Consider the following 24,881-nt stretch of genomic DNA (forward strand, 5'->3'; position numbering starts at 1 on the left):
GGGAATCCGATCTGTCTGTAGGACTTTTCCGTTTGAGGCGGGGGTTGGCGCTCAATAGGCCACGTCTGCTCGGGCACTCAATCGAATCCGCCCGACGCGCTTGTCCGCGCAAGGCGGCCCCGACATCAACCAATCAGAACGCGTAATACGGCCCTGGCCCGGCCGACGTCACGCTCGATGCAATCGCCGTATAAACGCGTCGTCCGAAGAAGAAGGGCAGGCCCCAGCCGAAGCTGTTGCTCGCAATGCCGGCCAGGTTGTCGAAGGCGTTATTCGACGAGCCAAACAGTGCGCTCGAATTGCCGATCGAAAACGACACCGTGCTCGACACGCCATCCGTGCCGGCAATCGAGGCGCTCGCTGTTTGCGTGGAACTTGGGCAGTACCAGTAACCGCATCGGGGCAATTGGCTATTGTTGAAGAACAGGCCGTTCGAGCCACTGTCGAGGTAGCTTTGCCCGTAAGTCTGGCCGGCGCTGGTAGTACGCACATAACCCGTCTGCGAGTTGGTCCTGAAGATGGTCGCGCCGCCCAGCGTGTTATTCGCCTGAGTGCCGATGCCGAATATCAAGGAGCCCGACACGCTGGGCGCACCCGAGTCGGCGATCGCCGGCAGGTCGATCACCACGCCGTTGTTGTCGAGCGCGAAGCGGCTGACCGGATTGGTCACCTGCTGGGCGAGCGCTTGCGTGCTCGCGAGGCAGGCGCCGCTGGCGTCGCAGCTGTAATACCAGCGTGGCAGCGCCGAGTTGACGCAGCCACTGCCGCAATCGGCCGCAAACAGTCCGACGCCGAGAATGCCGTTGGCGCGCAGGTTCGCGACGGTCAGCATCGCGCTGCCTGAACCGGCGCAATCGGTGGGCACATTGGGCAGCGTGGGGTCGGCAATCAGCTGGATCGGAATCGAGGTGGCCAGTTGGCCGGCCATCCGCACGTCCGCGCCGCGCACCGCGCCCCACGTATAGCCGCCGCCGAATACCGCGCACTCACCCGCGATGCCGCTGCCCGAGGCCACGGCCGCCAGCGAAAGGTCAGCCGGCAGCGCCGAGGCGAGAATCCGCAAGCCCTGTGAGCCGGTGTCGACCTGAATATTGTCGATCGTCGCGCAATTGCTGGTGCCGGGCCGGCAGACGGTGACGCTGGTGGTCAGCATGTTGCGCGTCAGGCCCGGCGCGGCGCTGACCGTGATCGGCTGGACATTCGGCGTGTTCGACTGCGGCACGGAGTTCGTTGCGCTGGCTCCAACGTTTCCGGATGGCGCGCTCGCGGCGTTCGGACTGCTGGCCGGGCTCGTCGAGCCCGCCTGGGTGGAGGCAGCCGGCGTACTGCTGCCACCGCCGCCACCACAACCAGCGAGCACGGCGCAAGTTAGGAGCAGGGTGCGGAGACGGGAAGAGGTCTTCATGGCATGTAGGGGGGCGAGTGTTCGGGGCGGCTTTTTGCCTGCTGGCCCGCGTCAGCGGAGGTCGTCGGCGGTGACACCGGCGGGCAGCGCCGCCGGCAGCCACGCGCGTCCGACATAGCCGCGCATCGGACCACCCGATTCCACGATCACGTCTGGCCTGACAACCCGAGAGGCGTGCAGATTGCCGTCCGGAGCCGAGGCGGCGGCGCCCGCCCTGTAGGAGTCGGCGTACCGGCCGAGCAGCGCGCGCAGATCCGGCATGGTCGGGCCTTGCCACGTATAAGCGATGATCTGGCCGCTATTCGTCGCGTACTCGTTGATGGTGGTGTTGCCTGCGTCGGTCATTGTGCGCAGGCGTAAGGCGCCGTTCAGCAAGGTTTGGGGCGCCGCGGCCGTCGAATTCGCCTGGCTGGGCATCGTGCCGCCCAATTCGGCACGCACATCGGCACTGACAGACAACAGGGCAGCCACCATTGCCGCGACAGCGAAGGCTAGTAAGAAAGAGGAATTTGGCATGGCAACCTGTCTCGTTATTGGAAAACCCGGGGCGCTAAATTTTTATTGAGATGTTCAATTCAAGATAACACTCAGGTTTCCTGATCGTTGTCAGGCGCGGCGCGCGGCGCTTCAGCGAATCTCGGAAATAGTCTGTGGCGAAGGTGAAAAGTGTCTTTTAAAACAATGATCTGACAAGGAGCTAGGTCACGACCTACAAGCGTTTGAGAAACGTTGTGAACTGTTAAATTTGCCGCGGAAGGACATGATCGCCGCCGTGAAGCGGCGCGTTTTTCCGATATGAAAGGGACACGCAGCGCAGCGATTCATCGGTATCCAGACCCTTCGACGCACCCCAGGATTTGCCGTCCGCGCGCTGCTCAATTCACGGGCAAAGCCGGGTTTTTGCACATGACTCGCCGGGATCGGTAAAATGTTGGGTTGATCCACGGAAACTTGCCGTGGCGTAGCGGAAGGATTCCCCGAACATGACTGATCTTCGTCTTACCAAGCGGTTTGCAGTAATGCTGATGGCAGGCGGTCTGGTCGCCGGCTGCGGCACCTCGTCGCCGACCAAAATCGACTACAAAAGCGACTCGAAATCGAAGCAAGTGTCACTTGCCGTACCGCCGAACATGATCGATGAGACGGCCGATCAGCGTTCGTTGCCCCCGCAAGGCGGCGAAACCTCGCTGTCCACGCTCCAGCAGGTCCAGGCGCAAGCACCGGCCGCGAACACCCTGACGGTGGTGCCGCAGGTGACCGGCATGCACATCCAGCGCGACGGCACGGAAAGCTGGCTTGTGATCGACAACAAGGCGCCCGACCAGGCGTGGGCGCCGATCCGCCGTTTCTGGCAGGAACAGGGCTTCCTGCTGGTGGTCGACCAGCGCGACAAGGGCGTGATGGAAACGGACTGGAACGAAACGCACGCTTCGATCAATGAAGGGCTGATCCGCGACACGCTGTCCAAGGCAATGGGCAACAGCTATGTGAGTTCTGAGCGCAACAAGTACCGCACGCGTCTCGAAACGGCGCCGAACGGCGGCACCTATGTGTTCATCAGCCAGAAGGGCATGCGCGAGGCGATCACCGGCACGAACAACGAGTCGACCAAGTGGGAAGCCAAGCCGAACGATCCGGGCCTGGAGCAGGAATATCTGAAGCGCTTGATGGCAGCGCTGGCGCTGGCCGATTCGCGCACGACGCAAAGCGCCCAGCTCTCGCCGGCAGGGACGCAAACGGCGCCGAACGCGGCTACGGCGGGCGCGAAATCGGCGGCTGCGGCCACGGCGGCGCAAAACGTGGCGTTGTCGGCACAACAGCCTATGCCGGATGACGCGGCGAACACCACGGCGGCACAGTTCTCGTCCACCGAGCTGACGCTCAGCGAGCCGTATGACCGTGCGTGGCTGCGCGTGGGCCTCGCGCTCGATCGCAGCAACTTCACGGTCGACGATCGCGACGCGAGCCGCGGCCTGTACTTCGTGCGCTACGTCGATCCGAAGGATCTGAGCTCGGCGGAGCAGGGCTTCTGGAGCCAGGTGTTCCACGGCAAGAAGGAAAAGGTCGCCAAGCAGTATCTCGTGAACGTGCGCGCGGTGACGCCTGACCAGACCCGCGTGGCAGTGGTCGACGACAAGGGATCTATCGATCAGAGCCCGCAGGCCAAGCAGATCATGGGTCTGATGGTCGACCAGTTGCACTGAACGAAGCTGTAGCAAACAGCGAACGCTGTCTCAAAACCCGCCCGGAAGGCAATTTCGGGCGGGTTTTTTTATGTCCGCAATTTATTGACGGCGCAGTGAGCCGTAGACCGTTATCGCAGCGCGCACGTGTTTTGCTTTCTGTCTGAAACACCGGTATGAACCGGCGACGCTTAACGGGGAGATGGCCATGTTCGACGTGATTCCTTACTGGATGTGGGCGGCGAGCTTGCTCGTCCTGGCGCTTGTCTGCGGCGCGGCCCTGGAGCGGCGCGAGACGCAGCGGCCAACGGGTTTGCGGGTCCGGCATACGGCTGCGCAACGCACGAAATGGCCGGTGCGGTGACGGTCGGCTTGCTTCAAACGCATGAAACGAGTCGGCGCGGCCGCCCTTGTGCGGCCGCATGTAACGTGACGTTACCCCGGTGACGTAACTCGCGAAGCCCCTTCCGTAGACCCTGTCAGATCCCCTCGTTCGAAAAATAATGTAATAAAAATCAATGCCTTGCGAACAATTTCTTGTAAATCGCTATAACTGGCACACAAGCTGCTTTTAAAGACTCATGGGGCCGGATTCGTAACATCCGACGTGAGTTTGCGGCGTGTGTCCAGTCGGCGATTCCCAGACCCTTTCAGCACCGGCGAACGAACCGGTACTTAGCCCGATGATGGCCTGCGCGCACGGCGCGCGGCCTCAGTGGCCCCGTCGCCTATCCTCGTAGGGCGACGGTTTCGCCCGCACTCCAACGGAGTGCGGGCTATTTTTTTGGGTGCTCGAAACGGGTTGTCGGGCCGCTGACGCGGCGAGCGGTGCGTGACGGGAAGGCGGCGATGTTGAAGGCGTCGCGCGAGGCGGTGTTCCTGTGTCGGCGCGGCCCTCGCGGAGGCGGGAAGCGGATCGCGCCGAACGTATCGTGCGAAGCGGCTTTCAGGTGTCGGCGCGACGCGGGCCGACCCACGGCAGACGTTTGACCACGCCGGTGGCAAGCGCGGTGCCGACGAGAATCACGCCACAGCCTTCCAGCATGCCCAGCGACACGGTTTCGCCGAGAAACAGGGCGCCCCACAGAATGCCGAAGATCGGAATCACGAAGGTCACCGTAATCGTGCGTGCCGGCCCGACCACCGCGATCAGATGGAAGAACAGCATGTACGCGACGCCGGTACACGCGACGCCCAGCGCGATGACCGCGCCCCACGCGTGCAGGGAGATCGGCGCGGCCGGCCAGTAGATCACGGCGAGCGGCAGCAACACGATGGTGGCGCCGGTCATCGTGCCCGTCGCGACGGTCAATGCGTCGACGCCGGTCAGATGGCGCTTCGTGTAATTGGCGGCGATGCCGTAAAGCAGCGTGGCGCCGAGCGCGGCGGCGGCCGCGAGCGCGGTGGTCGCCGGTGTGGCGGCCGAGCCGTTCGGCGTGGCGATCTGATCCCACACCAGCATCAGGACGCCGAGAAAGCCGATCACGAGACCGAGCGTACGCAGCGCGCTCAGGCGGTCACGCAGCCACAGGAAGCCAATGAGCCCGCCCCACAGCGGCGTGGTCGCATTGATCACGGACGTCACGCCAGCCGACAGCGTCAACTCGGCATACGCGAACAGGCAGAACGGCGCCGCGGAATTCAGGATGCCGACCACCAGCAAGGGAAAAGCGCGCGTGCGCAGGATCGTCGCGGACTCGCGCAGCGGCCGCCGTGCAATCAGGACGACGGCGAGAAAGGCCGCGCCGATGCCGACGCGCAAGGCCATCAGCGGCGCGACGCCGAAGTCGGTCACGCCGACGCGGATAAACAGAAACGAGGCGCCCCACAGGGCGGCCAGGATCAGCAGTTGCAGCAGGTTTTTGGCATTCATTGTCGTGGCGCCGCGCGCGGTTGAGTCGAGACGCCTGAGCATCGTAGCAGCGCGATTGCGCGAAACGTTTCAGGCTGGAATGAAACGGCAAGATTCGGGGGATGGGGGACGTCTGATAGCCGTTATCGTAAGCGCGGTCGCGCCGGCCGCAAAACGAGCAATTCTCACGCTAATGTGAGAAAAATTGCGATGAGATTGGTGCGGGAGTACCCTCGGTGCAGGCCCGGCGGGGCGGGCGCATGGGGAGCGTGAATTATATTGCGGCAATGCACCAGTGATCCTGGCCCATCACACAAGCTCCCGCTCCAGGGAATTAGTGGGCGCGAATAGTTGCGTCGATGGGCCAGGCGCGCCTCAATGCGGAATCATCCACTGCAGGAAATTCTGCTGCAGCCAGACCAGCACGCCGAGGATCACCGTCAACAGAATCGAATGCTTGAAGGTCTTGGCGAACACGACGCCTTCCTTGCCCTTGAGGTCGGTCGTCGCCACGCCGGTCGAGATGTTTTGCGGCGAGATCATCTTACCCATCACGCCGCCCGACGAATTGGTCGCGGCCATCAGGATCGGGTTCAGATTCAGCTGATTGGCCGCCACCACCTGCAGATTGCCGAACAACGCGTTGCCCGAGGTATCGCTGCCGGACAGGAACACCGCGACCCAGCCGAGGAACGCCGACACCAGCGGAAAGAACGGTCCGACCGACGCGGCACCAAGCCCGAGCGTGTAGGTAAGTCCCGAGTAGTTCATCAGATAGGCGAGCGCCACGATGGTCGCCACCGTCAGAATGGCGATGCGCGTCTGGACCCACGTGTCGGCAATAGCCTTGCCGAATTCGCGCGCGCTCAGCCCCGTCACGAACGTCGTGATGATAGCGGCCACCAGAATCGCCGTGCCGGTCGCGAGCGGCTGGAAGTCCCACACCGCGCCGTACGGCGTGTTGTACAGGGTGATGAACACCGCCTTGTCGAGGCCCGGCCACGGTAGCTTGACGTCGCCGATCAGGAAGATTTTGGCGACGGTCCAGACGATCACCACCGCCGAGACGATGATCCACGGATACCAGCCCTGGCCGCCGCTGATCTTGCCGCGCACCTCGCCCACCCGATCGATGTTGATCGCGAACTTCGGATCGGCGGCGGGCTTCCAGACGCGCAGGAACGCGATGGTGAGGATCAGCGACACCATCGACGACAGCACGTCGGTCAGGCTGTAGTTCACGTAGTTCGACGCGATGAACTGGGTCAGCGCGAAGCTCGCACCGGACACCAACAGGACCGGCCACACGCGCAGCATGTTACGAAAGCCCGCATAGACGCCGATCACATAGAACGGCAGCAGGAAGGCGAAGAAAGGCAACTGGCGGCCGACCATCTTGGCGAGCGAATCGGCCGGTAGATGCGTGACCGCGCCGAGCACCGTGATCGGCACGCCGAGCGCGCCGAAGGCAACCGGCGCGGTGTTGAAGATCAGCGTGAAGGTGAGTGCTTCGAGGGTCGGAAAACCGAGCAGGATCAACAGCGAACTGGTGATCGCGACCGGCGTGCCGAAGCCGGAAATCCCTTCGAGCAGCGCGCCGAACGAAAAGCCGATCACCACCAGCACCACGCGGCGATCGTTCGGCAGGTTATCGATCATCCACATGCGGAAGGCGGCGAAGCGGCCCGAGCGCTGCGAGATGTTGTAGAGCAGGATCGCGGTGAACACGATCCACATCACCGGCCAGCAGGCGAACACCGCGCCGTTGGCCACTGATGCGGCCGCGAGTCCAACCGGAAACTGCCAGACGAAAATCGCCACGATCAGCCCGACGATCAGGCCCGCAAGCGAGGCCTGCCAGGCCGGCCGGCGGGCCCAGCCGAGCAACAGCAATACGACGATGATCGGCAAGGCGGCGACGAGGAACGAGAGCGGTAGCGAATTGCCGACGGGTGTGAGTAATTGGTGAAACATCACGTCTCCTTCGTTGTTGTTCGATTCGACGCGGGACTACGCACTACGGGGCGCGTCGCTCGGGCAGGACGGATGGGCGCCGGCGGCTCGTCGAAGACGAGCCGGGTCGCTTATTTAAACAGGTACTGCGTGTGGCTTTCCCAAGCATAGGGCCCGATTGGAGCGCGTCAAGAAGGGAAAGTACGGGCGAAGGAGGGAGGGAGGCGCCGCGTCTTGCGTGGCGGGATCGTCGCGGCATGATGCGCGCGAGACCCTCCCGGCGCGGCATGGCGCATGCTGGCGGCTAGGCCGACTTTCAGACAGCGGGGTGCGCACGACGTCGTGGGGCATGGGTTCATCCCGTGCCCCGATAGCTGCGGGCACGGGATGGACAAAGCAGATCAGCAAGATCCGGCTGCGGGATTCAGTGCCAGTGACCGTGGCCACCCCAGCCACCGTGGCCTCCCCAACAGCAGCCGAAACCGACGCCGATCGAAACCGACGGGCCATACCAGCCCGGATAGCCGTAATAAGCCGGGTAGACCGGCGGCGGATAGTAGACGGGATAAGCGGGGGCAACGTACACGGGCGGCGGCTGAGCGACTGCGTAGGTGGCCGGCTGGGATTGCGAATTGGCTCGCACCTGCTGCGCCGCCTGAGCCTGCGCCTGCTGTTGCGAAGTGGCCGAATCCCCGGCCGTCCCTACGGGGACATCCTGCTGGGCGCCATTCGCTGGAACAGTGCCGTAAGCGTAATACGGGTAGGCGCCTGGATAGTAGCCGTACGGGTAGTAGCAGCCGGACAGCGTCAGCACACAGGCCACGCCGGCCAGCGTGATGCCGGTTTGGGAAAGACGGGGCAAGCCGCGCGGCAGCCGCTGGCTGATTGCGCGAAGGGACTTGACGACGGGGGACTTCATGACGTGCTCCTGGTTACATCACACGCCGCCATCCGGGGCGTAGTGGCTTGAGCTTACGCCGCCGCAGCGCCGACAGGATTGCAAAACCGTAACGGCTTATTTCACGCCATTGCAAAGCATTTCGCGAAGCCCCTGTATGAAGCTGGTCCTGTTCGTGCGCTTACTTGCCGACCTGATTGCCGATGATGCCGCCGGCTGCCGCACCGCCAATCGTCGACAGTGCATTGCCGCCGATCAGTCCGCCTGCGGCGCCGCCCACACCCGCGCCGATCACCGTATCGCGTTGCCGCGTGGTCATGTTGTCACACGCGGAAAGACTGGCGACAACCGCGACGATCGCAGCGAACGTACTGAGTTGACGAATCGATTTCATGATGCTGACTCCATTCATTGTGTCTGGACAATGCTTCGTGGAAATGGATGAATCACCCCCGTCCTTACATTTGATCTTATCGCCGCAGCCCGTATCCGGATGTGTGAGCTTGTCAGCAAGGTGTCGGTTTCGTAATCAAATGTTTCCCTTCTGTCAGCATGCGGCGTGCCCGGCTGCTCAGAAACGCAAAAGCCCGCCAGTGGCGGGCTTCGGTGCTGCAATACCGGACGCAGACGGTTCGAATGGCGGGCGCGTGCTAGTGCGCCCGCGATCCTTACCTTACTGCCGCTGATAGATCTCAGCGCCTTTCTTCATGAACTCGATCGACTTCACTTCCATGCCTTTCTTCAGCGCGTCGTCGTCGGAGAGACCTTGTTGCGCGGCGAATTCGCGCACATCCTGCGTGATCTTCATCGAGCAGAAGTGCGGGCCGCACATCGAACAGAAGTGCGCGACCTTGGCCGAATCCTTCGGCAGGGTTTCGTCGTGGAATTCGCGTGCCTTGTCCGGGTCGAGACCGAGATTGAACTGGTCTTCCCAACGGAATTCAAAACGCGCCTTCGACAATGCGTTGTCACGCACCTGCGCGCCCGGATGGCCCTTCGCCAGATCGGCGGCGTGCGCGGCGAGCTTGTACGTGATGATGCCGGTCTTGACGTCGTCCTTGTTCGGCAGCCCAAGGTGTTCCTTCGGCGTGACGTAGCAGAGCATGGCCGTGCCGAACCAGCCGATCATCGCTGCGCCAATGCCCGACGTGATGTGGTCGTAGCCCGGCGCGATGTCGGTCGTCAACGGTCCCAGCGTGTAGAACGGTGCTTGGTCACACCATTCGAGTTGCAGGTCCATGTTCTCCTTGATCAACTGCATCGGCACGTGGCCGGGGCCCTCGATCATGGTTTGAACGTCGTGCTTCCACGCGATCTGCGTGAGCTCGCCGAGCGTCTTCAGTTCGCCGAGTTGCGCTTCGTCGTTGGCATCGTAGATCGAACCGGGGCGCAGACCGTCGCCGAGCGAGAAGGCTACGTCATACGCCTTCATGATTTCGCAGATGTCTTCGAAGTGCTCGTACAGGAAGCTTTCCTTGTGGTGAGCGAGGCACCACTTCGCCATGATCGAGCCGCCGCGCGAGACGATGCCCGTCATACGCTTCGCTGTGAGCGGCACGTATTGCAGACGCACGCCCGCGTGAATCGTGAAGTAGTCGACGCCTTGTTCCGCCTGTTCGATCAGCGTGTCGCGGAAGATTTCCCACGTCAGATCTTCGGCCTTGCCGTTGACCTTCTCCAAAGCCTGATAGATCGGCACCGTGCCGATCGGCACCGGCGAATTGCGGATGATCCACTCGCGTGTTTCGTGAATGTGCTTGCCGGTGGACAGATCCATCACCGTGTCGCCGCCCCAGCGGATCGCCCAGGTCATCTTGTCGACTTCTTCGCCGATGGAGGAGGTCACCGCCGAGTTGCCGATGTTCGCATTCACCTTCACGAGGAAGTTGCGGCCGATGATCATCGGCTCGCTTTCCGGGTGGTTGATGTTGTTCGGGATGATCGCGCGGCCGCGCGCAACTTCTTCGCGCACGAATTCCGCGGTGATTTCCTTCAGGCCATCGGGACCGAATGCGCTCGCACCGAACGCCTGGCCCGGATGCTGGCGGCCCATCATCGCGGCGAGCTTTTCGCCGTTCGGACCGCTCGTCTTCAGGCTTTCCAGATACGCGGCGCGTTGCTGGTTCTCGCGAATCGCGATGTATTCCATCTCCGGCGTGATGATGCCTTTACGCGCGTAGTGCATCTGCGAGACGTTCTTGCCGGCGATGGCGCGGCGCGGCGTGCGGTGCAGGCCTTTGAAACGCAGATCGGCAGTCGCGGTATCGGCGGCGCGTTCGCGGCTGAAGCCGCTCGAGAGACCCGTCAGCGCTTCGGTGTCGCCGCGCTCTTCGATCCAGGCTTGACGCAGCGCGGGCAGACCGGCGCGGATGTCGATCTTGGCTTCCGGATCGGAGTAGGGGCCCGACGTATCGTAGACGAAGACCGGCGGATTCTTCTCGCCGCCGAAGCTATCCGGCGTATCCGCCTGGGAAATTTCGCGCATCGGCACGCGGATATCGGGCCGCGAGCCGGTTACGTAGACCTTGCGGGAATTCGGCAGCGGCGCGACAGCGGCGGCATCGACGTGGGCGTCGGCGGAAAGGAACTTCGGGTTGGCGTTCATGCGTTATCTCCTCGGCATAGCAATGTGGGGCCGCTAAGCAGGAGACGAGACGGAAGTTGTCGGAATTCGCGAGAGATGAAACGGTAGACCAGGTGCGAAATCCGTACGCTTCCCTGCGCTGGCATTATCCAGATCAGGTTCAAAGGGTATTTCTCACCCACGCAACACGGACCTCCAACCTCCGCGCTACGCAGGACCCCCGCGTTAGCAGCGCACACGATACACCGCCCGGGCGCTGCTTGGCAACCCGTCTTGAAAAAGTCAGATGTCGGAGATAACGCCCGTCAGCCGCGCACTATTCTTATTGTGATAGGGCTGCCGGGGATGATGCGGCGCAGCGTTCTGCGTCGTGAATGGCTTTGGCTTACAGCGTGAAATCGTCGGCGGCTTCGGGCTGAAACAGGATCTTTTCGAGCTTCAACACCTTCTCCGTGCCGCTCGGCGGCGTGAAGCGGATGCGCTCGCCGCGTTTGGCGCCGAGCAGTGCAAGACCGACCGGCGAAAACACGTTCAGGCGGCCGTGCGCGAAGTCCGCGTTGGGCGGATAGACAACGGTCCAGGTCATCTGCTCGCCACTGGTTTCATCGACCAGCGTGGCTTGCGAATTCATCGTGACGACGTTCGCGGGGATGTCGCGCGATTCGACGATCACAGCGCGCTCCAGGACGTCGTCGAGCATGTCTTGCAGCTTGGTGTCAGCGCCGGGCGCGGCTGCGTGCTTTTCAAGACGGGCGACGTCGAGTTCGGTGAGGTAGCAGGTTTTCGTCTTTTTCATGACGGGTTCTCCAATTGATCTGCATGTAAGGGAATGGCGTACGGATGAGATCAGCCCGGAGCCCGACGACGCGGCCCCGGTAATGGAGGGGAAATGCGTCAGATCGGGCGCCGGGCGGCGAGAAGCGGGAGCGTTCGGGACGGCTGGCCGGCGTGTGGCGTCGCGATGTCCACGCGCGCGCAGCCGGTTGCGCGGCGGGGGCGCAAGCGGGTGAGGGCTCGGGAAAACGGAACGCGCATTGGGGTAGCCGGCAGAGTATGAAAAGTAGTGCGGGAGCGTCGGAAAGCAAGCTTGATCGACGCAATCGAAAGGTGAATGTTAGCACGGGCCGGGCGTCTTCTTAATCGCCGCTGGGAGGCGCCGTGGATACGCGTTGCGGCGTGTCGATATCGCACGGGGTCGTTCAAGACCGCCGTCGCGCTGCCGTTAATCCGCCTGTAGGGGCGGCCGTTGCCCAGTCGAGTGAGCGGCGGTGGGCAGCGCGTCAATGGCGCGATGCGATTCGAGACGGCTTAAGGAGAGGTGCTGATGAAAACTGGAATGGGGCGGTTTGAGGGGCTCAGCGCGGTCGCGGCGACGGCAACGCTGGTTGCGCTCATTGCGGCGCCAATGCCGGCGGTGGCCGCGAATGGCGGAACGATCAGTTTTTCGGGCGCGATCGTGGCGTCGCAACTGGAGATTTCGGTGGCGCCCGCCGGGGCGCGTGTCGATGCCAGGAGCGCGCGGCTTGATCAGTCGGGTTCAGCGGTCACGCTGATCTTTAGCGCTGAGCCGGGCGTGGCGACGGGCGCCGATGTCGCGCTTCAGGTGAATAGCGCCGCGACAGCGCGTAACGGTGACGCGCTGACTGAGCGTTTTGTCGACAGCCGCGGACGTGTGTTCCGTGCGGCTAGCGACGGCCACTACCGCGTTGGCCGCGACGGCGGCGTGTTGTCGCTCGCACCGAAGAATGCCGGGCAGGATACCCGGGTGACGGTTGTCGTGAGTTACGACTGAGACACCCTCCGCGGGGCGCTTTGGGGCGGTTCGCCCGCAAGCGTACAGACACACCGCGCCCCGCGGGGATAAACAGCATGGAACGGTCTCGACCGTAGGCGAGCAACGCAGACAAAAATAAAAATTCAAAACCGGCTGTCATAAGCGGGCTTGTGGTTCGACAAACGTGCAGATTCCGATGGAGCACGCCATGCAAACCGCACGAACCCGCCGAGGCAATCGGTATGTCACTCGCGCAATCGCGCTAGCCGTAGCGCTGACAACCCTCTTCGCCAGTGGCCTTGCAAGCGCAGCAGGCGCCGTGTGTGCGTCGCACAGCCCATCGCACCGCGTAGCGCTGGTGGAGCTCTACAGCAGCGAAGGCTGCAACAGCTGCCCGCCCGCCGACAACTGGCTGAGTCAGTGGAAAAACAGTGGTGCAAGCCAAAGCATCGTGCCGTTGGCGCTGCATGTGGACTACTGGAATAGCCTCGGTTGGACCGACCGTTTCTCGCAACATCGCTTTACTGAACGTCAGCAGACCCTCACCGACCTCGCCGGCGGCCACACCATCTATACGCCTGAAATCTTCGTATCAGGCCGCGAACTGCGCAGCTGGTCGCAACGCGACAGTTTCCAGAGCCGCATCGGCCAGGTCGTTGCCGAACCGGCGCAGGCGAACGTGGCGCTTGAACTGAAACCTCAGGCGAAAGGCGCCTTCAATGTCGACGCGCAATTCACCAGCAAGGCGGCAAACACCACGGCCCCGCTGAATGCCTACATCGCGGTTTACCAGAACGCGTTGAACTCGCAAGTCAGAGCCGGGGAAAACAGCGGCGCAACGCTGCATCACGAACGCGTCGTGCGGCAATGGATCGGACCCGTGCCGCTGGTCGCCGGTAACGCGCAAATCCGCCGCGATATCCGTATCGACGATGCCGATGCGAATGCTCCGGCGGACCACTTCGGCGTCGTCGCCTTTGTCGAAAACGCTGCGACCGGCGACGTGCTGCAAGTGGGCGAGCTCGCCGCCTGCAATTGAGCGCGAGACGACCCCGCAGCGCTCCCTATTTCATCGGAGATTCTCATGGCCACGCCTCATGCTCTTAGCAAAACCGCTCCGCCCGTCATGCCGAGGAGCGGCACGATTCATCCGGTGTGGGTGCGCGTCACGCATTGGCTCAACGCACTCGCTGCCATCCTGATGATGCTGTCCGGCTGGCGCATCTATGACGCTTCGCCGATCTTCAAAGGCTTCACGTTTCCGCCTGCGATTACGCTCGGCGGCTGGCTTGGGGGCGCGCTGCAGTGGCACTTCGCGGCGATGTGGCTGCTGGTCTTCAACGGTCTGCTGTATCTCGCACTGAATCTGGCCAGCGGGCGCTTCGTGCGCAAGTTCCTGCCGGTCTCGCCGCGCGCCGTGCTGCACGACTTCATCGCCGCGCTGACCGGCAAGCTGTCGCACGCCGATCTGCGTGTCTATAACGCGGTGCAGAAATTCGCTTATCTGTTCGTCGTCTGCGATCTGATCGTGCTGGTGCTCTCGGGCCTTGCGATCTGGAAGTCGGTGCAGTTTCCGCTGCTGCGCGAGTTGATGGGCGGCTACGACAACGCACGCATCGTCCACTTCTGCGCCATGTCGCTGATGGCTGCGTTTATTGCCGTGCATCTGGTGATGGTAGCCCTCGTGCCGCGCTCGCTGCTGGCGATGCTGCGCGGACGCTAGGCCGCGGATACACGGATAAGCGGACACGCCAAGCCTAAGGACATCGAACCATGACCCGACCCAATACACAACCCGATCGAAAGTTCGCCGCCATGCCTGACGATAAGCTCGACCGCGAATCGATCCTGATCGACGCCCGGCGCGAACTCGCGATGCCGTCGCGGCGCCTGTTCGGTAAACGGCTTCTGACGCTCGGCGGTCTGTCGATGCTGACGGGCTGCTCGCTCACCGACAACGATTCGGTCACCGCATTCCTGACGGCCGTGTCGCGCCTGAACGACCGCGCACAGGCCGCACTATTCGATCCGAAGCAGCTCGCGCCGACCTACACGGAAGCGCAAATCACGCGTCCGTTTCCGTTCAATGCGTTCTACGGTATCGACGACGTCCCTGATGTCGACCCCTCCGACTACAAGCTGAAGATCAGCGGTCTCGTCACCGGTCAACGCGTCTGGACCTTGCCCGAGTTGTACGCGCTGCCGCATGCCGAGCAGATCACGCGGCATATCTGCGTGGAAGGCTGGAGCGCGATCGGCCGCTGGGGCGGCACGCCGTTTGCCGATTTTCTGCGGCGCATCGGCGCGGATACGAGCGCGAAGTACGTCGGCTTCAAATGCGCGGACGACTACTACGAAAGCATCGACATGCCGACCGCGCTGCATCCGCAAACGCTCCTGACCTTCGAATACGACGGCGAGCGTCTGCCCGCGAAGTACGGCTTCCCGATGAAGCTGCGCATGCCGACCAAGCTCGGCTACAAGAATCCGAAGCACATCGTCGAGATGTTCGTCACTAACGCGTATCCCGGCGGCTATTGGGTCGACCAGGGCTACAACTGGTTCGGAGGCTCCTGACGCGCGCGGGTCGGCGCGTGCAATGCCGGACGCGCGACCCCGGGCGGCAGAAGCTTCGGAAGTACCCGGCGCAAGGTAGAAGCCAGAAGCCGGTTCAGGTTTATCCACTACAAAACGGAGTCATCCCATGAAAAAGTTCGCAATCGCAGCAATGGCCGTCGCCCTCCTGACCAGCGGCGGCGCCGCGTTCGCGCAGGCCAGCGGCGCAATGTCCAACGATGCAATGTCCAAGGACACGATGTCGAAGGATTCGATGTCCAAAGACACCATGTCGAAGGACAGCATGAAGAAGAACACGATGAAGCACGACAAGATGAAAAAGGGCAGCGACGCGATGGGCATGAAGCACGAAGCGTCGGGCGCCATGGCCAACTGAGCATTGCCGGCGATGCCGGTTGCATAGCTTGAGCGCCGGTGTCACAGGTGAGCCCAAAGCCGGGGATACGTCCCCGGCTTTTCTGTTGCAAGCACGCAAAAAAGTTACGATTCTTTCAGGCGACGCGGTGGGCGCTTACTGCATAATGCGATGCGCGCCCAACATTTGGCGTGTGTCAGCCGTGGCTCGATTCCCATCGATTGCCGCGGCGTTGTGGCCCCATTGGCCATCTATCGTCCTTCCGTTCCACCGACATGTCCGCCAGCCTCGCCCGTCAGACCGCATCGCCGATGCGGTGTCCGCCATCCCGTCACAGGGTCTTCAGCGGGGGCGCAGCACCTCGAGCGGCATGGGCGGTTTGAACGTATGGCGCCGCAACTCCCCAGCCGCTTTTCGCGTGGTTTCCCGCGTAGTTTTCCCATCCGTTTGCCGCATTCCCGCAATGGACAGATCGCGCTCGCGCTCGCCGTCGTCTATCTCGTATGGGGTTCGACGTATCTCGCCGTGCACGTCGCGCTGGGTTCGTTTCCGCCCTTGCTGCTCTCCGGCTTGCGCAATCTGTTTGCCGGGATAGGGCTTTTCATCTTCGCGGCGCGCCGCAATCCGGTCTGGCCGAGTGCGGGTGAAATCCGCAATGCCGGTCTTGTCGGCACGATGCTGGTCGGCCTGTCGAGCGGCATGCTGGCCTACGGCATGCGCACGGTCGGCACCGGCACCGCAGCCGTGATGGTCGCGACCGTGCCGCTGTTCGCAACGGTGATCGCGGCGGTGGCGGGGCGCAAGATCGGCAGAGGCGAGTGGTTCGCAGTTGGCCTTGGGCTGGTGGGCATCGCGATCCTGAGTCACGGCGACACTGCGCCGGGATCGGCGGGCGGCAGTCTGGCGATCCTGTGCGGTGCGCTTTTCTGGGCCGGCGGCGCGCATCTGGCCGGGCGGCTGAAGCTGCCGTCGGACCTGTTTCTGTCGACGTCGCTGCAGATCGGCCTCGGTGGCGCAATGTCGACGATGGTCGCCTGGGTGTCCGGCGAGCGCATGATGGAAGTGCATTTTCTGCCGGTGCTGGCCTTCGTCTACCTGATGCTGGTCGGCACGATGACCGCCTACGTCGCGTACGGCTTCCTGATCCGGCATACGAGTCCGATCATCGCCAGCAGTTGCATGTACGTGAATCCGGTGGTGGCGGTGGCGCTCGGCGCGTTGTTGCTCGGCGAGCCGGTAACGCGTTCGACGGTCATCGCGACGATCGTGATTCTGGCCAGCGTGGGGCTGTCTTTCTGGTTCGATTACCGGAAGAAGGGGCTCGCTTAAGGAGGGCGGCGCGGCCGCCTCCGCTCTCCATTGGCTCACTGGCTCAGAGCGCTGCCGCTACCTCCGCACCCTCGCGAATCGCGCGTTTCGCATCCAGTTCGGTCGCGACCTTGGCGCCGCCGATCAGGTGATAGCGCGGAGCGTTTGAGTCGTTCGCACCATTCGCGCTGTTTTTCCTATCCGCAGTTTGTGCCGCCGTCTCCGGATGCAGATCGCGCAGCGATTCCTGTCCCGCGCACACGACGATCGTGTCCACTTCAAGCCATTCCTCGATCCCTTCACGCGCGATCTTCAACCCGCGTTCGCTGATCTCCTGATACGACACGCCGCCGAGCATCTTCACGCCGTTTCTGGCCAGCGTCGCGCGATGCACCCAGCCGGAGGTCTTGCCGAGCCCCATACCGAGCTTGCCGGCCTTACGCTGCAGCAACCAGATCTCACGGAATGGCTCTGCCGGCGCCGGCGGTTTCAAACCACCGCGTTCCCTCACCGTAAGATCGACACCCCATTCATCGAGCCATGTATCGCGTGGCACGGGCAGAGGGTCGCCGGAACGATGCAGCAAAAACTCGCTGACATCGAAGCCGATCCCGCCCGCACCGATCACCGCCACGCGGCGTCCCACCGGCGCACCGCGCAGCACATCCACATAAGACAGCACGTTAGGCCCGTTAATACCTGTGATCGCCGGGCTCCGCGGCACGATGCCCGTGGCGATGATCACATCGTCGTAACCGCCTGCCGCGAGCAGAGCGGGATCGACGCGCGTATCGAGGCGCACGTCGACGCGATGCCGTTCCAACTGGCTCTGAAAATAGCGGATCGTTTCGCTGAACTCTTCCTTGCCCGGCACGCGCATCGCGAGATTGAACTGGCCGCCGATGGTTGCGCTCGCATCGAATAAGGTCACGCGATGCCCGCGTGAGGCCGCGACGGGGGGGGGGGGGGGGGGGGGGGGGGGGGGGGGGGGGGGGGGGGGGGGGGGGGGGCGAGACCGGCCGGTAGACCAGCTCGGTCTCGCGTCCCGCACGGGGATTCACGAGGCAACTTGCACGCTGGTTCTTGAACGTGTGATCGAGGCAAGCCTGATTGCAGGCGATACAGGTGTTGATTTCGTGCGCGCGTCCTTCGGCGGTTTTCTTTACGAACTCGGGGTCGGCGAGAAGCGGCCTTGCCATCGACACCAGATCGCCCGCTCCCTGAGCGAGCAGTTCTTCGGCGACCTCGGGCGTGTTGATGCGGTTCGACACGATCACCGGCACCTTGACGGCAGCCTTCAACCGCGCGCTCAACGCAGCGAATGCAGCACGCGGCACCGAGGTCACGATCGTCGGCACCCGCGCTTCATGCCAGCCGATTCCGGTGTTGAACATCGTGACGCCGGCGGCTTCGAGCGCCTGGGCGACCTGCACGGTTTCTTCCCACGTGTTGCCGCCTTCGACCAGATCGATCAACGAGAGCCGGTACACCACGATAAAGCGTTCGCCGCACACCGCGCGCACGCGCTCGACAATCTCGCGCGCGAGCCGCATGCGGTTCTCGATGCTGCCGCCGTAGCGGTCGGTACGCCGGTTCGTGCGCGGGCAGAGGAACTGGTTGAGCAGATAGCCTTCGCTGCCCATGATCTCGATGCCGTCGTAGCCGGCGCGCTGGGCAAGGCGCGCGCAGCGGGCATAGTCGCGCACGGTCCGCGCAATGCCGGCTTCAGTGAGCGCGCGTGGTTTGAACTTCGAGATCGGCGACTTGAGCGCCGAGGCCGACACGACAAAAGGCTGATACCCATAGCGGCCCGCATGCAGGATCTGCAACGCGATCTTGCCGCCTTCGGCATGCACGGCCTCGGTCAGCAAGCGGTGATTGCGCAGATCGAACACCGAGTTCAGCGTGCCGCCGAAGGGCAGCAGCCAGCCTTGCCGGTTCGGCGAGATGCCGCCCGTGACGATCAGACCGACGCCGCCTTTCGCGCGCTCACGGAAATACTCGGCCAGTTTCGGGTAATTCCAGAAGCGATCCTCCATGCCGGTATGCATCGAACCCATTACCACGCGATTGCGCAAGCGGGTAAAGCCGAGGTCGAGTTCAGCGAGTAAGTGTTGGTAAGACATGCAGGGGGCCGTGTAAGTATGGTTGTGCGCGAACAATACACCGCGAAACGTGCCAACCCTCCGAGGAAAAATTCTAATCCGCGCAACGCGTTGCTCCGTAAGCCATTCGTCTGATGCCGGAAGCCCTATCGAACCCGCGGCACACGCATTGCTGAGTTCGAGCGTCCATCGACACGGACCACGCCGCTCACCAGCACGGGCGCGACGTGCAGCAGGGAGAGGGAGGGGGCGCTTCATTTCGGAGAGCCAGCCTGGAGCCGTTCTAACGACCAACGAACAAGGTTTCCAGGCGGCGCGATGTCCGAGGCCGGGCGCTCGCAAATTAACGGCTCGAGAGCCCAACATCGATATAGGTGGAACACAATGAAAACGATCCGAACCATGGCGGCTGTGGCCGCTGTTGCATCTGTCCTTGCCGCATGCGGTGGCAGCGGCAGCGACGTAGGCAAGGAACTCGGTCTGACGAATCCGGAGATCCATTTCATCCACGCAATTCCTGGCGGGCCAGCAGTGGACTTTCTCGTGAACGGTACCGCACCTTCGGGACAGACGAACATCAGCTATAAGGGCGTAACGAACCTGACCAACATCAACACGGGTTCGACCTCCGTCGCGTACTCGAACACCGGCACGACGACCGCGTTGGCGAGCGGTAACTTCCCCGATGTTGCGAAGGGCCATGAATACACGGTGCTGGCTCTGCCGGGTGCAACGGCGCCGGATATCGGCCTGATCGACGATCCGTTCGACAAGGGGCTGCTCTCGAATAGCGCGCGCCTGCGCGGCTTCAATGCATCGGCTAACGCGACCAATCTCGACCTGTATCTGGTTCAGTCGACCAGCACTGACATCAGCAATGTCAGCCCGACGATGGCGGGCGTGTCGTTCAAGAACGCGGTGCCGGCAAGCGGCCAGGATTCGATCTATGTGTCCGGCGGCCAGTACGTGTTGATCGCGACGGTGGCGGGCAGCAAGACGCCGATCTTCCAGTCGTCGGCTTTCTCGCTGGCGAACAACGCCGACTGGCTGGTGACGTCGGTGCCGATCGCCGGTGCGCTGAGCCAGCTCGTGCCGGGGCAGATCCATTTGCTGATCGCACAGAACGGCAACACCGGCACGCCGAGCGTTGAACTCACGAACACGCTGACGGGTCAATAAGCTCGCGAACCCGCATGCGTGCATAGCAGTCGATAGATACGATAAGCGGCAGTCTCAGGGAGGACAGAGCGGCGATCCACGAAAGTGGGTCGCCGCTTTGTTTTGTTTGCGGAGCCGACTATAAAAAAAGCCCGCCGCGGTTTCCCGCGACGGGCTGTGGAATCCCTGCATGGCAAGGCGCCGTGAGGCGCCGCGCAGTCGATCCGTTGCCGCTAACTTACTTGGCTTGCTCGGCTGAATTCGTGATGGCGTTGCCACCCTTCGAAATATCCTGCCCAGCCCCCGCCATCGTGTTGCAACCGGCGAGCGCAGCCGTCCCTGCAATGAGAAGCAAAGCGATCAGTCGATTCATGAAAGTTCTCCTTGTCGAGAATGCATCGGTTGACGTGCCCATCCTGTACGGCACGCGCTAGCCCGGCTAGCTGTCGTCCGACCGGGGCTTACGCCAGTCGATCCGGTCTGATTGCATGTTAAAAAAAGGGCGGAGGCGGCGCTGTCGGTTGCGCTGCGATTTTGTTGTAGGCGTGCTCCGGTGTTTGCGTCGGCGCAGTCCTACACCGGCTATTGCAATGTGCCGCAAAGCCCTGCTAGACGGCTGTTCGCGACGGGGTCGACGGCGGCAGATCCACTGACGGCGTGGCCGTGCTGACACTCGGCATCACCACATGGATGTCGGTGCCATTCGGCGCGCCGCGCTGGATATCGAAGCGCCCGCCGTGCGCGGCAACCCGCTGGCGCATGCCGAGCAGCCCATGGGTGTGCGTGCGCTGAAGATCGGCGGGCGTGATGCCGACGCCGTTGTCCGCGATACGCAGCGCCACCTCACCGTCGCCGACCTGCAGGGCGATCGACACCTTCGAGGCCCGTGCATACTTGGCGGCGTTCGTGAGCGACTCCTGCGCGACGCGAAAGAGCGCGATTTCGGTTTGCTCGTCGAGCTGGATATCGTCGGCGGGCAAGTGCGATTCGAGCGTCCAGTTGTTGCGCTGCGCGGCTTCGTCGGCAAGCGTGCGCAAGGCAGTGACGAGCCCGAAGTTCGCCAGCACGGTGGGCCGCATGTCTTCGATGATGCGGCGCTTCAGCGCAATGCCCTGGTCGAGATTGGCGAGCGCGCGCTTGAGTTTCTCGGAGATATCCGGGGCACTGTCCTTCAGTTTGCGGTTGGCCCAGGCCACATCCATTTTGCTCGCAGTCAGAATGGCGCCGAGTTCGTCGTGCAGTTCGCGCGCGAGCTGCGTCTTTTCGTTTTCGCTGACGGCCTGCAAGTGCCAGCCGAGCGCCTCGAGCTGACGCGTGCGTTCGTTGACAAGCTGGTCGAGCTCTTCCTGTTGCGTGATCAGTTGACGCTGCACGCGCGCCTGCCGGTTCATCTGGATGCCGAGATTGCGAAACAGCAGGATGAACAGCACGATGTTGAGCGCAGACAGCGCCGCCGCGCACAGCGTGGAGATACGCTGGTCGGCGCGGCTTGCGTCGAGCGCGTGCTGCGCGCGGCGCTCCTCGTTGTCGCGCAGCAGCGTGAGCGTGCTGTCGACCAGAGTGGCATCCGCCGGATTGGCCTCGCCGGCACTGCCGCAGGCGGAGAGATCGAGCGAATTCGTTGTCGCGCGTTGCAATGCAGCAGCGCCCGCGCCGATGCGCGCGTCGATCAGCGCGACGATCTGGGTGAAGCTCGCGAGCTCGGCGCTGTCCGCCTTGCCACCGCGGTAAAACCGGCTTAGCTGCTGTTCGTTCTGCCGTATCTGTACGGCGGTTGCGCAAAAGCCTTGAGCAGATGAGTCCTGCTTCGTCAGAAGAAAATCGCTCTGGTGGGCGTTGAGGCGGGATAGCTGGCTTGCGAGCGTGCTCAATTGAACCGTGACGTCGCGCGCTTCGAGTGCCGTTTCGTATTCAGCGGCAATGCGTTGGCGCGCGGTTTCGAGAATTACGAGCCCGCCCACGGTGATGACGATTGCCACGGTCATCGCGATGGCCCAACTGCGATTGCGCATCCAGTCGCCCAGCCGCACGGTGGCCCCTGATTTATGCGTGTTCGACACGTTCAGCACTTTTGGCTCCTGAGGTGAGCATCAGTGTAACGCCCGCCGGGCTCGACGATGGAGCAGGCGGCGTAACGCCGCCGTAATCCCGTGTAAGCGGATTCTCACACGAAAAACGGAGCACGTCGGAATGCGCCCAGCGTCGACGATCGATAGGATGAACCTGATCGTTCATTGACTGATTCTGGAGGAAGCCATCATGTTGAAATGGGCATTGTTCTTCGCCGTCGTGGCGGTGATCGCCGGCCTGCTTGGCTTTACCGGCGTAGCTGCGGGCGCAGCGGTGATCGCAAAGTTCCTGTTTATGGTGTTCGTGATTCTGTGCGTGGTGTTCCTCGTGCTCGGCTTCGTAGTCACGAAGAAGGTTGTCGATTAGCGCCGTTCGATGAGGCGCTTGCGTGCTGTTCCCGCCGGTTGTGAGGGAGCGCTTCGCTTCGGGTTCGCCTCAGAGTTTCTTGATGCAGATACCAACAAGGAGAGTCGCCATGCTTCACTATGCCATCGTCTTTTTCGTGATTGCGATCATCGCAGCCGTGTTCGGTTTTACCGGAATCGCCGCGGGTGCGGCCGAAATCGCGAAGATCCTGTTCTACATCTTCCTTGTCGTGTTCGTGGTCACGCTGCTGCTCGGCGTATTCCGAACGTAGACGAATGCGCCTTCCTTAAACGGGCGTATCAGGCGCGATTCGTGCGGGATACGCAGTTCCCCCAAATACCGGATAAAGGAGAATCTCAATGGCGAAGGCTTCTGGCGCTCAAAGCGCAGCATCTCAATCCAACGGGTCGTTCGTGATGGACATCAAAAAGATCCGTGAAGACGCCCGCAAGCATATGTCGGATGGTCCGGTCACGCAAAGCTACGGTGCGGACCGTGAGACGGTGCTGAAACTGCTTAATGATTCGCTGGCCACTGAAATCGTCTGCGTGCTGCGTTATAAACGGCATCACTTCATGGCCAAGGGCATCAACTCCGAGGGCGTGGCGGCGGAATTCGCGGCACATGCAGCGGAGGAGCAGGAGCACGCCGACCGCATCGCCGAGCGTATCGTGCAGCTTGGCGGCGAGCCGGATTTTGCACCGGAGGGCCTGAAGACGCGCTCGCATTCGGAATATAAGGAAGGCAGTAATCTGACGGACATGATTCGCGAAAACCTGATTGCCGAGCGTATTGCAATCGATACGTATCGTGAGATCGTGCATTATCTCGGCGAGAAGGACGTGACGACGCGCCGGCTGTTTGAAGAAATTCTTGCTGTCGAAGAGGAGCACGCCGATGATATGGCGGACCTGCTTGACGGCCGCGAGTAAACGCGGTTGAAAGGCGGACGCCTGATCGGGCGGCAAGGGCGGCGCGGAAGGGCTGGATGCTTTCCCGCGCCGGTATGGTTCGATGCACCGCTACGCTGTGCATATCGGTCTTCGGCAAAGACGGTGCCGGAGGTCATTACAATGTCTGCATTGGAGCAATCCTGTTGCACGGACGCCAAACTGATGATTCGAGTGCTGATAGCTGACGACCATGCGATCGTCCGAGGTGGTTTCCGGCAGTTCGTCGCTGACGAGCCGGACATGTGCGTCGCGGCCGAAGCCTCGACCGGCGACGAAACCATCAGCCTTGTGCGGGAGCAGGCGTTCGACGTGGTGTTGCTCGACATCGCGATGCCGGACAAGAACGGCATCGACACGTTGCGTGTGATCAGGCAGGTGCGCCCGGAGCAGGGCGTACTGATTCTGTCGGGATATCCGGAGAGCCAATACGCGATCAACCTGCTGCGCGCGGGCGCCAACGGCTACCTGAATAAAGACTGCGAGCCCGAGGAGATTGTGCGGGCGATCCGCGCGGTGGCGCGCGGGCATCGTTATCTGTCGGAGGCCGTGGCCGACACGCTGGCCGACAACCTTGACAAGCCGGCGGTGGGACGGCCCCACGAAGCACTCTCGGAGCGCGAGTTCCAGATATTCTGCAAGCTCGCAGCGGGACAGATTCCGACCGACATTGCGGAAGAATTGCATTTGTCGGTGAAGACCGTGAGTACTTACCGGGCTCGCGTGCTGGAGAAGATGCGGTTGGCGAACAATGCCGATCTGACTTATTACGCGATCAAGAATGGCTTGATCGAATAATGAATGGTCGAGATACACCGATGAACAGCGAATCGAACATTGATGCCGGACCAGCCAGTCGCGCGCCGTTGCGCGTGCTGCTGATCGAGGATTCGCCGCTGATACGCAGGAGTCTCGTCGAGGCCATCGATGCATCGGGTCTGCTGCAGGTGGCCGCGTATGCGGATTCGGCTGATCAGGCGATTGCTTTGTTGAGCGATGAGGCTTTTGATGCGGTGATCGTGGACTTGCAGTTAAAGCAGGGCTCGGGGGTGCCGGTGCTCGCTTACCTGCAGCGCGAGGGAATGGTCGAGTCGATTTTCGCTGCGGTGTTGACGAATCATGCGTTGCCGGCTTATCGGGAGCGCTGTGAACAGTATGGCGTTCGGCACTTCTATGACAAGTCGTTCGAGTTTGATCGGGTGATCGATGCTCTGCATGAGTATGCTTTTGCGCGGGGCGCTGGGTGATGGGGTTGTTTTGTGGGGCCTTTTTTGTCTGTGTTCCTGGGGCTTTGGCCTTTCCTTGTTTTGTTAGTGGTCTATTAGCGTTCCCCCTGTGCGGGG

24 protein-coding genes, 1 pseudogene and 1 riboswitch are annotated in these 24,881 nt (G+C 62.4%); of the genes and pseudogenes, 14 read left to right on the plus strand and 11 right to left on the minus strand.

The window, feature by feature from the left end; all coding sequences use genetic code 11:
* Positions 1 to 133 precede the first annotated feature (133 nt).
* A complete protein-coding gene (locus M0D66_RS27465) occupies positions 134 to 1,405 on the minus strand; it encodes a DUF3443 domain-containing protein (RefSeq protein ID WP_266212131.1) in 1,272 nt (423 codons plus the stop codon).
* A 51-nt stretch (positions 1,406 to 1,456) separates the two neighbouring features.
* Positions 1,457 to 1,921 (minus strand): DUF2844 domain-containing protein, encoded by a 465-nt coding sequence (locus tag M0D66_RS27470; protein ID WP_266212132.1) that lies wholly within the window; start codon positions 1,919 to 1,921, stop codon positions 1,457 to 1,459.
* A gap of 467 nt (positions 1,922 to 2,388) precedes the next feature.
* Here M0D66_RS27470 and bamC point away from each other — a divergent pair, with 467 nt between their 5' ends.
* Positions 2,389 to 3,609: an outer membrane protein assembly factor BamC gene (bamC, locus tag M0D66_RS27475; protein WP_093643063.1), complete on the plus strand. Its 1,221-nt coding sequence runs from the start codon at positions 2,389 to 2,391 to the stop codon at positions 3,607 to 3,609.
* A gap of 187 nt (positions 3,610 to 3,796) precedes the next feature.
* Positions 3,797 to 3,952 carry a hypothetical protein gene (locus M0D66_RS27480; RefSeq protein ID WP_167378496.1) on the plus strand — a complete coding sequence of 52 codons (156 nt, stop codon included), beginning with the start codon at positions 3,797 to 3,799 and terminating at the stop codon, positions 3,950 to 3,952.
* Between the two features lie 582 nt (positions 3,953 to 4,534).
* Here M0D66_RS27480 and M0D66_RS27485 read toward each other — a convergent pair.
* From M0D66_RS27485 to M0D66_RS27510, 6 genes are all read right to left on the minus strand, one after another.
* Positions 4,535 to 5,461, minus strand: a complete 927-nt coding sequence (locus M0D66_RS27485; protein ID WP_266212133.1) for a DMT family transporter — start codon at positions 5,459 to 5,461, stop codon at positions 4,535 to 4,537.
* A gap of 354 nt (positions 5,462 to 5,815) precedes the next feature.
* Complete coding sequence (locus tag M0D66_RS27490) at positions 5,816 to 7,414, minus strand: L-lactate permease (RefSeq protein ID WP_200621968.1); 1,599 nt, start codon at positions 7,412 to 7,414, stop codon at positions 5,816 to 5,818.
* 403 nt (positions 7,415 to 7,817) lie between these two features.
* Positions 7,818 to 8,312 (minus strand): hypothetical protein, encoded by a 495-nt coding sequence (locus tag M0D66_RS27495; RefSeq protein WP_266212134.1) that lies wholly within the window; start codon positions 8,310 to 8,312, stop codon positions 7,818 to 7,820.
* A 160-nt stretch (positions 8,313 to 8,472) separates the two neighbouring features.
* A complete protein-coding gene (locus M0D66_RS27500; RefSeq protein ID WP_093643054.1) occupies positions 8,473 to 8,685 on the minus strand; it encodes a glycine zipper 2TM domain-containing protein in 213 nt (70 codons plus the stop codon).
* Between the two features lie 279 nt (positions 8,686 to 8,964).
* Positions 8,965 to 10,896, minus strand: a complete 1,932-nt coding sequence (gene thiC, locus M0D66_RS27505) for a phosphomethylpyrimidine synthase ThiC (protein WP_266212135.1) — start codon at positions 10,894 to 10,896, stop codon at positions 8,965 to 8,967.
* 92 nt (positions 10,897 to 10,988) lie between these two features.
* Positions 10,989 to 11,107, minus strand: a riboswitch (TPP riboswitch).
* 153 nt (positions 11,108 to 11,260) lie between these two features.
* Complete coding sequence (locus tag M0D66_RS27510) at positions 11,261 to 11,671, minus strand: GreA/GreB family elongation factor (protein ID WP_093643048.1); 411 nt, start codon at positions 11,669 to 11,671, stop codon at positions 11,261 to 11,263.
* A gap of 528 nt (positions 11,672 to 12,199) precedes the next feature.
* Here M0D66_RS27510 and M0D66_RS27515 point away from each other — a divergent pair.
* From M0D66_RS27515 to M0D66_RS27540, 6 genes are all read left to right on the plus strand, one after another.
* Positions 12,200 to 12,667, plus strand: coding sequence for a hypothetical protein (locus M0D66_RS27515; RefSeq protein WP_244869937.1), 468 nt, complete (start codon positions 12,200 to 12,202; stop codon positions 12,665 to 12,667).
* A gap of 190 nt (positions 12,668 to 12,857) precedes the next feature.
* Positions 12,858 to 13,688, plus strand: coding sequence for a thioredoxin family protein (locus M0D66_RS27520; RefSeq protein ID WP_266212137.1), 831 nt, complete (start codon positions 12,858 to 12,860; stop codon positions 13,686 to 13,688).
* Positions 13,689 to 13,733: 45 nt separating this feature from the next.
* On the plus strand, positions 13,734 to 14,372 hold the full coding sequence (locus M0D66_RS27525) for a cytochrome b/b6 domain-containing protein (protein WP_211708672.1): 639 nt from the start codon (positions 13,734 to 13,736) through the stop codon (positions 14,370 to 14,372).
* 50 nt (positions 14,373 to 14,422) lie between these two features.
* Complete coding sequence (locus M0D66_RS27530; RefSeq protein WP_244869936.1) at positions 14,423 to 15,226, plus strand: molybdopterin-dependent oxidoreductase; 804 nt, start codon at positions 14,423 to 14,425, stop codon at positions 15,224 to 15,226.
* Between the two features lie 127 nt (positions 15,227 to 15,353).
* Positions 15,354 to 15,602 (plus strand): pentapeptide MXKDX repeat protein, encoded by a 249-nt coding sequence (locus tag M0D66_RS27535; protein WP_054039770.1) that lies wholly within the window; start codon positions 15,354 to 15,356, stop codon positions 15,600 to 15,602.
* 366 nt (positions 15,603 to 15,968) lie between these two features.
* Positions 15,969 to 16,910, plus strand: a complete 942-nt coding sequence (locus tag M0D66_RS27540; RefSeq protein WP_211708671.1) for an EamA family transporter — start codon at positions 15,969 to 15,971, stop codon at positions 16,908 to 16,910.
* A 43-nt stretch (positions 16,911 to 16,953) separates the two neighbouring features.
* On the opposite strand, the pseudogene M0D66_RS27545 reads toward M0D66_RS27540, so the two are convergent.
* Positions 16,954 to 19,015: pseudogene (locus tag M0D66_RS27545) on the minus strand (FAD-dependent oxidoreductase).
* Positions 19,016 to 19,378: 363 nt separating this feature from the next.
* Between M0D66_RS27545 and M0D66_RS27550 the strand changes: the two are divergent.
* Positions 19,379 to 20,173, plus strand: coding sequence for a DUF4397 domain-containing protein (locus tag M0D66_RS27550; protein ID WP_093643024.1), 795 nt, complete (start codon positions 19,379 to 19,381; stop codon positions 20,171 to 20,173).
* A 217-nt stretch (positions 20,174 to 20,390) separates the two neighbouring features.
* Here M0D66_RS27550 and M0D66_RS27555 read toward each other — a convergent pair whose 3' ends face one another.
* Both M0D66_RS27555 and M0D66_RS27560 read right to left on the minus strand, forming a co-directional pair.
* Entirely contained in the window at positions 20,391 to 20,525 is a 135-nt protein-coding gene (locus M0D66_RS27555) for an entericidin A/B family lipoprotein (protein WP_012433647.1), read from the minus strand.
* Positions 20,526 to 20,760: 235 nt separating this feature from the next.
* Complete coding sequence (locus M0D66_RS27560) at positions 20,761 to 22,164, minus strand: sensor histidine kinase (RefSeq protein ID WP_234489194.1); 1,404 nt, start codon at positions 22,162 to 22,164, stop codon at positions 20,761 to 20,763.
* A gap of 247 nt (positions 22,165 to 22,411) precedes the next feature.
* Here M0D66_RS27560 and M0D66_RS27565 point away from each other — a divergent pair, with 247 nt between their 5' ends.
* The 5 genes from M0D66_RS27565 (at position 22,412) to M0D66_RS27585 (ending at position 24,785) form a co-directional block, all read left to right on the plus strand.
* Positions 22,412 to 22,588 carry a DUF1328 domain-containing protein gene (locus tag M0D66_RS27565; protein ID WP_200651127.1) on the plus strand — a complete coding sequence of 59 codons (177 nt, stop codon included), beginning with the start codon at positions 22,412 to 22,414 and terminating at the stop codon, positions 22,586 to 22,588.
* Positions 22,589 to 22,697: 109 nt separating this feature from the next.
* Complete coding sequence (locus tag M0D66_RS27570) at positions 22,698 to 22,859, plus strand: DUF1328 domain-containing protein (protein ID WP_006052455.1); 162 nt, start codon at positions 22,698 to 22,700, stop codon at positions 22,857 to 22,859.
* 88 nt (positions 22,860 to 22,947) lie between these two features.
* On the plus strand, positions 22,948 to 23,520 hold the full coding sequence (locus M0D66_RS27575; RefSeq protein WP_200651128.1) for a bacterioferritin: 573 nt from the start codon (positions 22,948 to 22,950) through the stop codon (positions 23,518 to 23,520).
* Between the two features lie 183 nt (positions 23,521 to 23,703).
* On the plus strand, positions 23,704 to 24,336 hold the full coding sequence (locus tag M0D66_RS27580; RefSeq protein ID WP_054039761.1) for a response regulator transcription factor: 633 nt from the start codon (positions 23,704 to 23,706) through the stop codon (positions 24,334 to 24,336).
* Positions 24,336 to 24,785 carry a response regulator gene (locus M0D66_RS27585; protein WP_200651129.1) on the plus strand — a complete coding sequence of 150 codons (450 nt, stop codon included), beginning with the start codon at positions 24,336 to 24,338 and terminating at the stop codon, positions 24,783 to 24,785. The genes M0D66_RS27580 and M0D66_RS27585 overlap by 1 nt, the downstream gene beginning before the upstream one ends.
* The last annotated feature ends 96 nt before the right edge of the window (positions 24,786 to 24,881 follow it).

It is taken from the genome of Paraburkholderia sp. SECH2 (assembly GCF_030464795.1).
Classification (GTDB): domain Bacteria; phylum Pseudomonadota; class Gammaproteobacteria; order Burkholderiales; family Burkholderiaceae; genus Paraburkholderia; species Paraburkholderia aspalathi.

Bases quoted from the DNA above. Each gene is read 5' to 3' on its own strand.
- M0D66_RS27465 (WP_266212131.1), bottom strand. From the start codon at position 1,405: ATGAAGACCTCTTCCCGTCTCCGCACCCTGCTCCTAACTTGCGCCGTG.
- M0D66_RS27470 (WP_266212132.1), bottom strand. From the start codon at position 1,921: ATGCCAAATTCCTCTTTCTTACTAGCCTTCGCTGTCGCGGCAATGGTG.
- bamC (WP_093643063.1), top strand. From the start codon at position 2,389: ATGACTGATCTTCGTCTTACCAAGCGGTTTGCAGTAATGCTGATGGCA.
- M0D66_RS27480 (WP_167378496.1), top strand. From the start codon at position 3,797: ATGTTCGACGTGATTCCTTACTGGATGTGGGCGGCGAGCTTGCTCGTC.
- M0D66_RS27485 (WP_266212133.1), bottom strand. From the start codon at position 5,461: ATGAATGCCAAAAACCTGCTGCAACTGCTGATCCTGGCCGCCCTGTGG.
- M0D66_RS27490 (WP_200621968.1), bottom strand. From the start codon at position 7,414: ATGTTTCACCAATTACTCACACCCGTCGGCAATTCGCTACCGCTCTCG.
- M0D66_RS27495 (WP_266212134.1), bottom strand. From the start codon at position 8,312: ATGAAGTCCCCCGTCGTCAAGTCCCTTCGCGCAATCAGCCAGCGGCTG.
- M0D66_RS27500 (WP_093643054.1), bottom strand. From the start codon at position 8,685: ATGAAATCGATTCGTCAACTCAGTACGTTCGCTGCGATCGTCGCGGTT.
- thiC (WP_266212135.1), bottom strand. From the start codon at position 10,896: ATGAACGCCAACCCGAAGTTCCTTTCCGCCGACGCCCACGTCGATGCC.
- M0D66_RS27510 (WP_093643048.1), bottom strand. From the start codon at position 11,671: ATGAAAAAGACGAAAACCTGCTACCTCACCGAACTCGACGTCGCCCGT.
- M0D66_RS27515 (WP_244869937.1), top strand. From the start codon at position 12,200: ATGAAAACTGGAATGGGGCGGTTTGAGGGGCTCAGCGCGGTCGCGGCG.
- M0D66_RS27520 (WP_266212137.1), top strand. From the start codon at position 12,858: ATGCAAACCGCACGAACCCGCCGAGGCAATCGGTATGTCACTCGCGCA.
- M0D66_RS27525 (WP_211708672.1), top strand. From the start codon at position 13,734: ATGGCCACGCCTCATGCTCTTAGCAAAACCGCTCCGCCCGTCATGCCG.
- M0D66_RS27530 (WP_244869936.1), top strand. From the start codon at position 14,423: ATGACCCGACCCAATACACAACCCGATCGAAAGTTCGCCGCCATGCCT.
- M0D66_RS27535 (WP_054039770.1), top strand. From the start codon at position 15,354: ATGAAAAAGTTCGCAATCGCAGCAATGGCCGTCGCCCTCCTGACCAGC.
- M0D66_RS27540 (WP_211708671.1), top strand. From the start codon at position 15,969: ATGGCGCCGCAACTCCCCAGCCGCTTTTCGCGTGGTTTCCCGCGTAGT.
- M0D66_RS27550 (WP_093643024.1), top strand. From the start codon at position 19,379: ATGAAAACGATCCGAACCATGGCGGCTGTGGCCGCTGTTGCATCTGTC.
- M0D66_RS27555 (WP_012433647.1), bottom strand. From the start codon at position 20,525: ATGAATCGACTGATCGCTTTGCTTCTCATTGCAGGGACGGCTGCGCTC.
- M0D66_RS27560 (WP_234489194.1), bottom strand. From the start codon at position 22,164: ATGCGCAATCGCAGTTGGGCCATCGCGATGACCGTGGCAATCGTCATC.
- M0D66_RS27565 (WP_200651127.1), top strand. From the start codon at position 22,412: ATGTTGAAATGGGCATTGTTCTTCGCCGTCGTGGCGGTGATCGCCGGC.
- M0D66_RS27570 (WP_006052455.1), top strand. From the start codon at position 22,698: ATGCTTCACTATGCCATCGTCTTTTTCGTGATTGCGATCATCGCAGCC.
- M0D66_RS27575 (WP_200651128.1), top strand. From the start codon at position 22,948: ATGGCGAAGGCTTCTGGCGCTCAAAGCGCAGCATCTCAATCCAACGGG.
- M0D66_RS27580 (WP_054039761.1), top strand. From the start codon at position 23,704: ATGATTCGAGTGCTGATAGCTGACGACCATGCGATCGTCCGAGGTGGT.
- M0D66_RS27585 (WP_200651129.1), top strand. From the start codon at position 24,336: ATGAATGGTCGAGATACACCGATGAACAGCGAATCGAACATTGATGCC.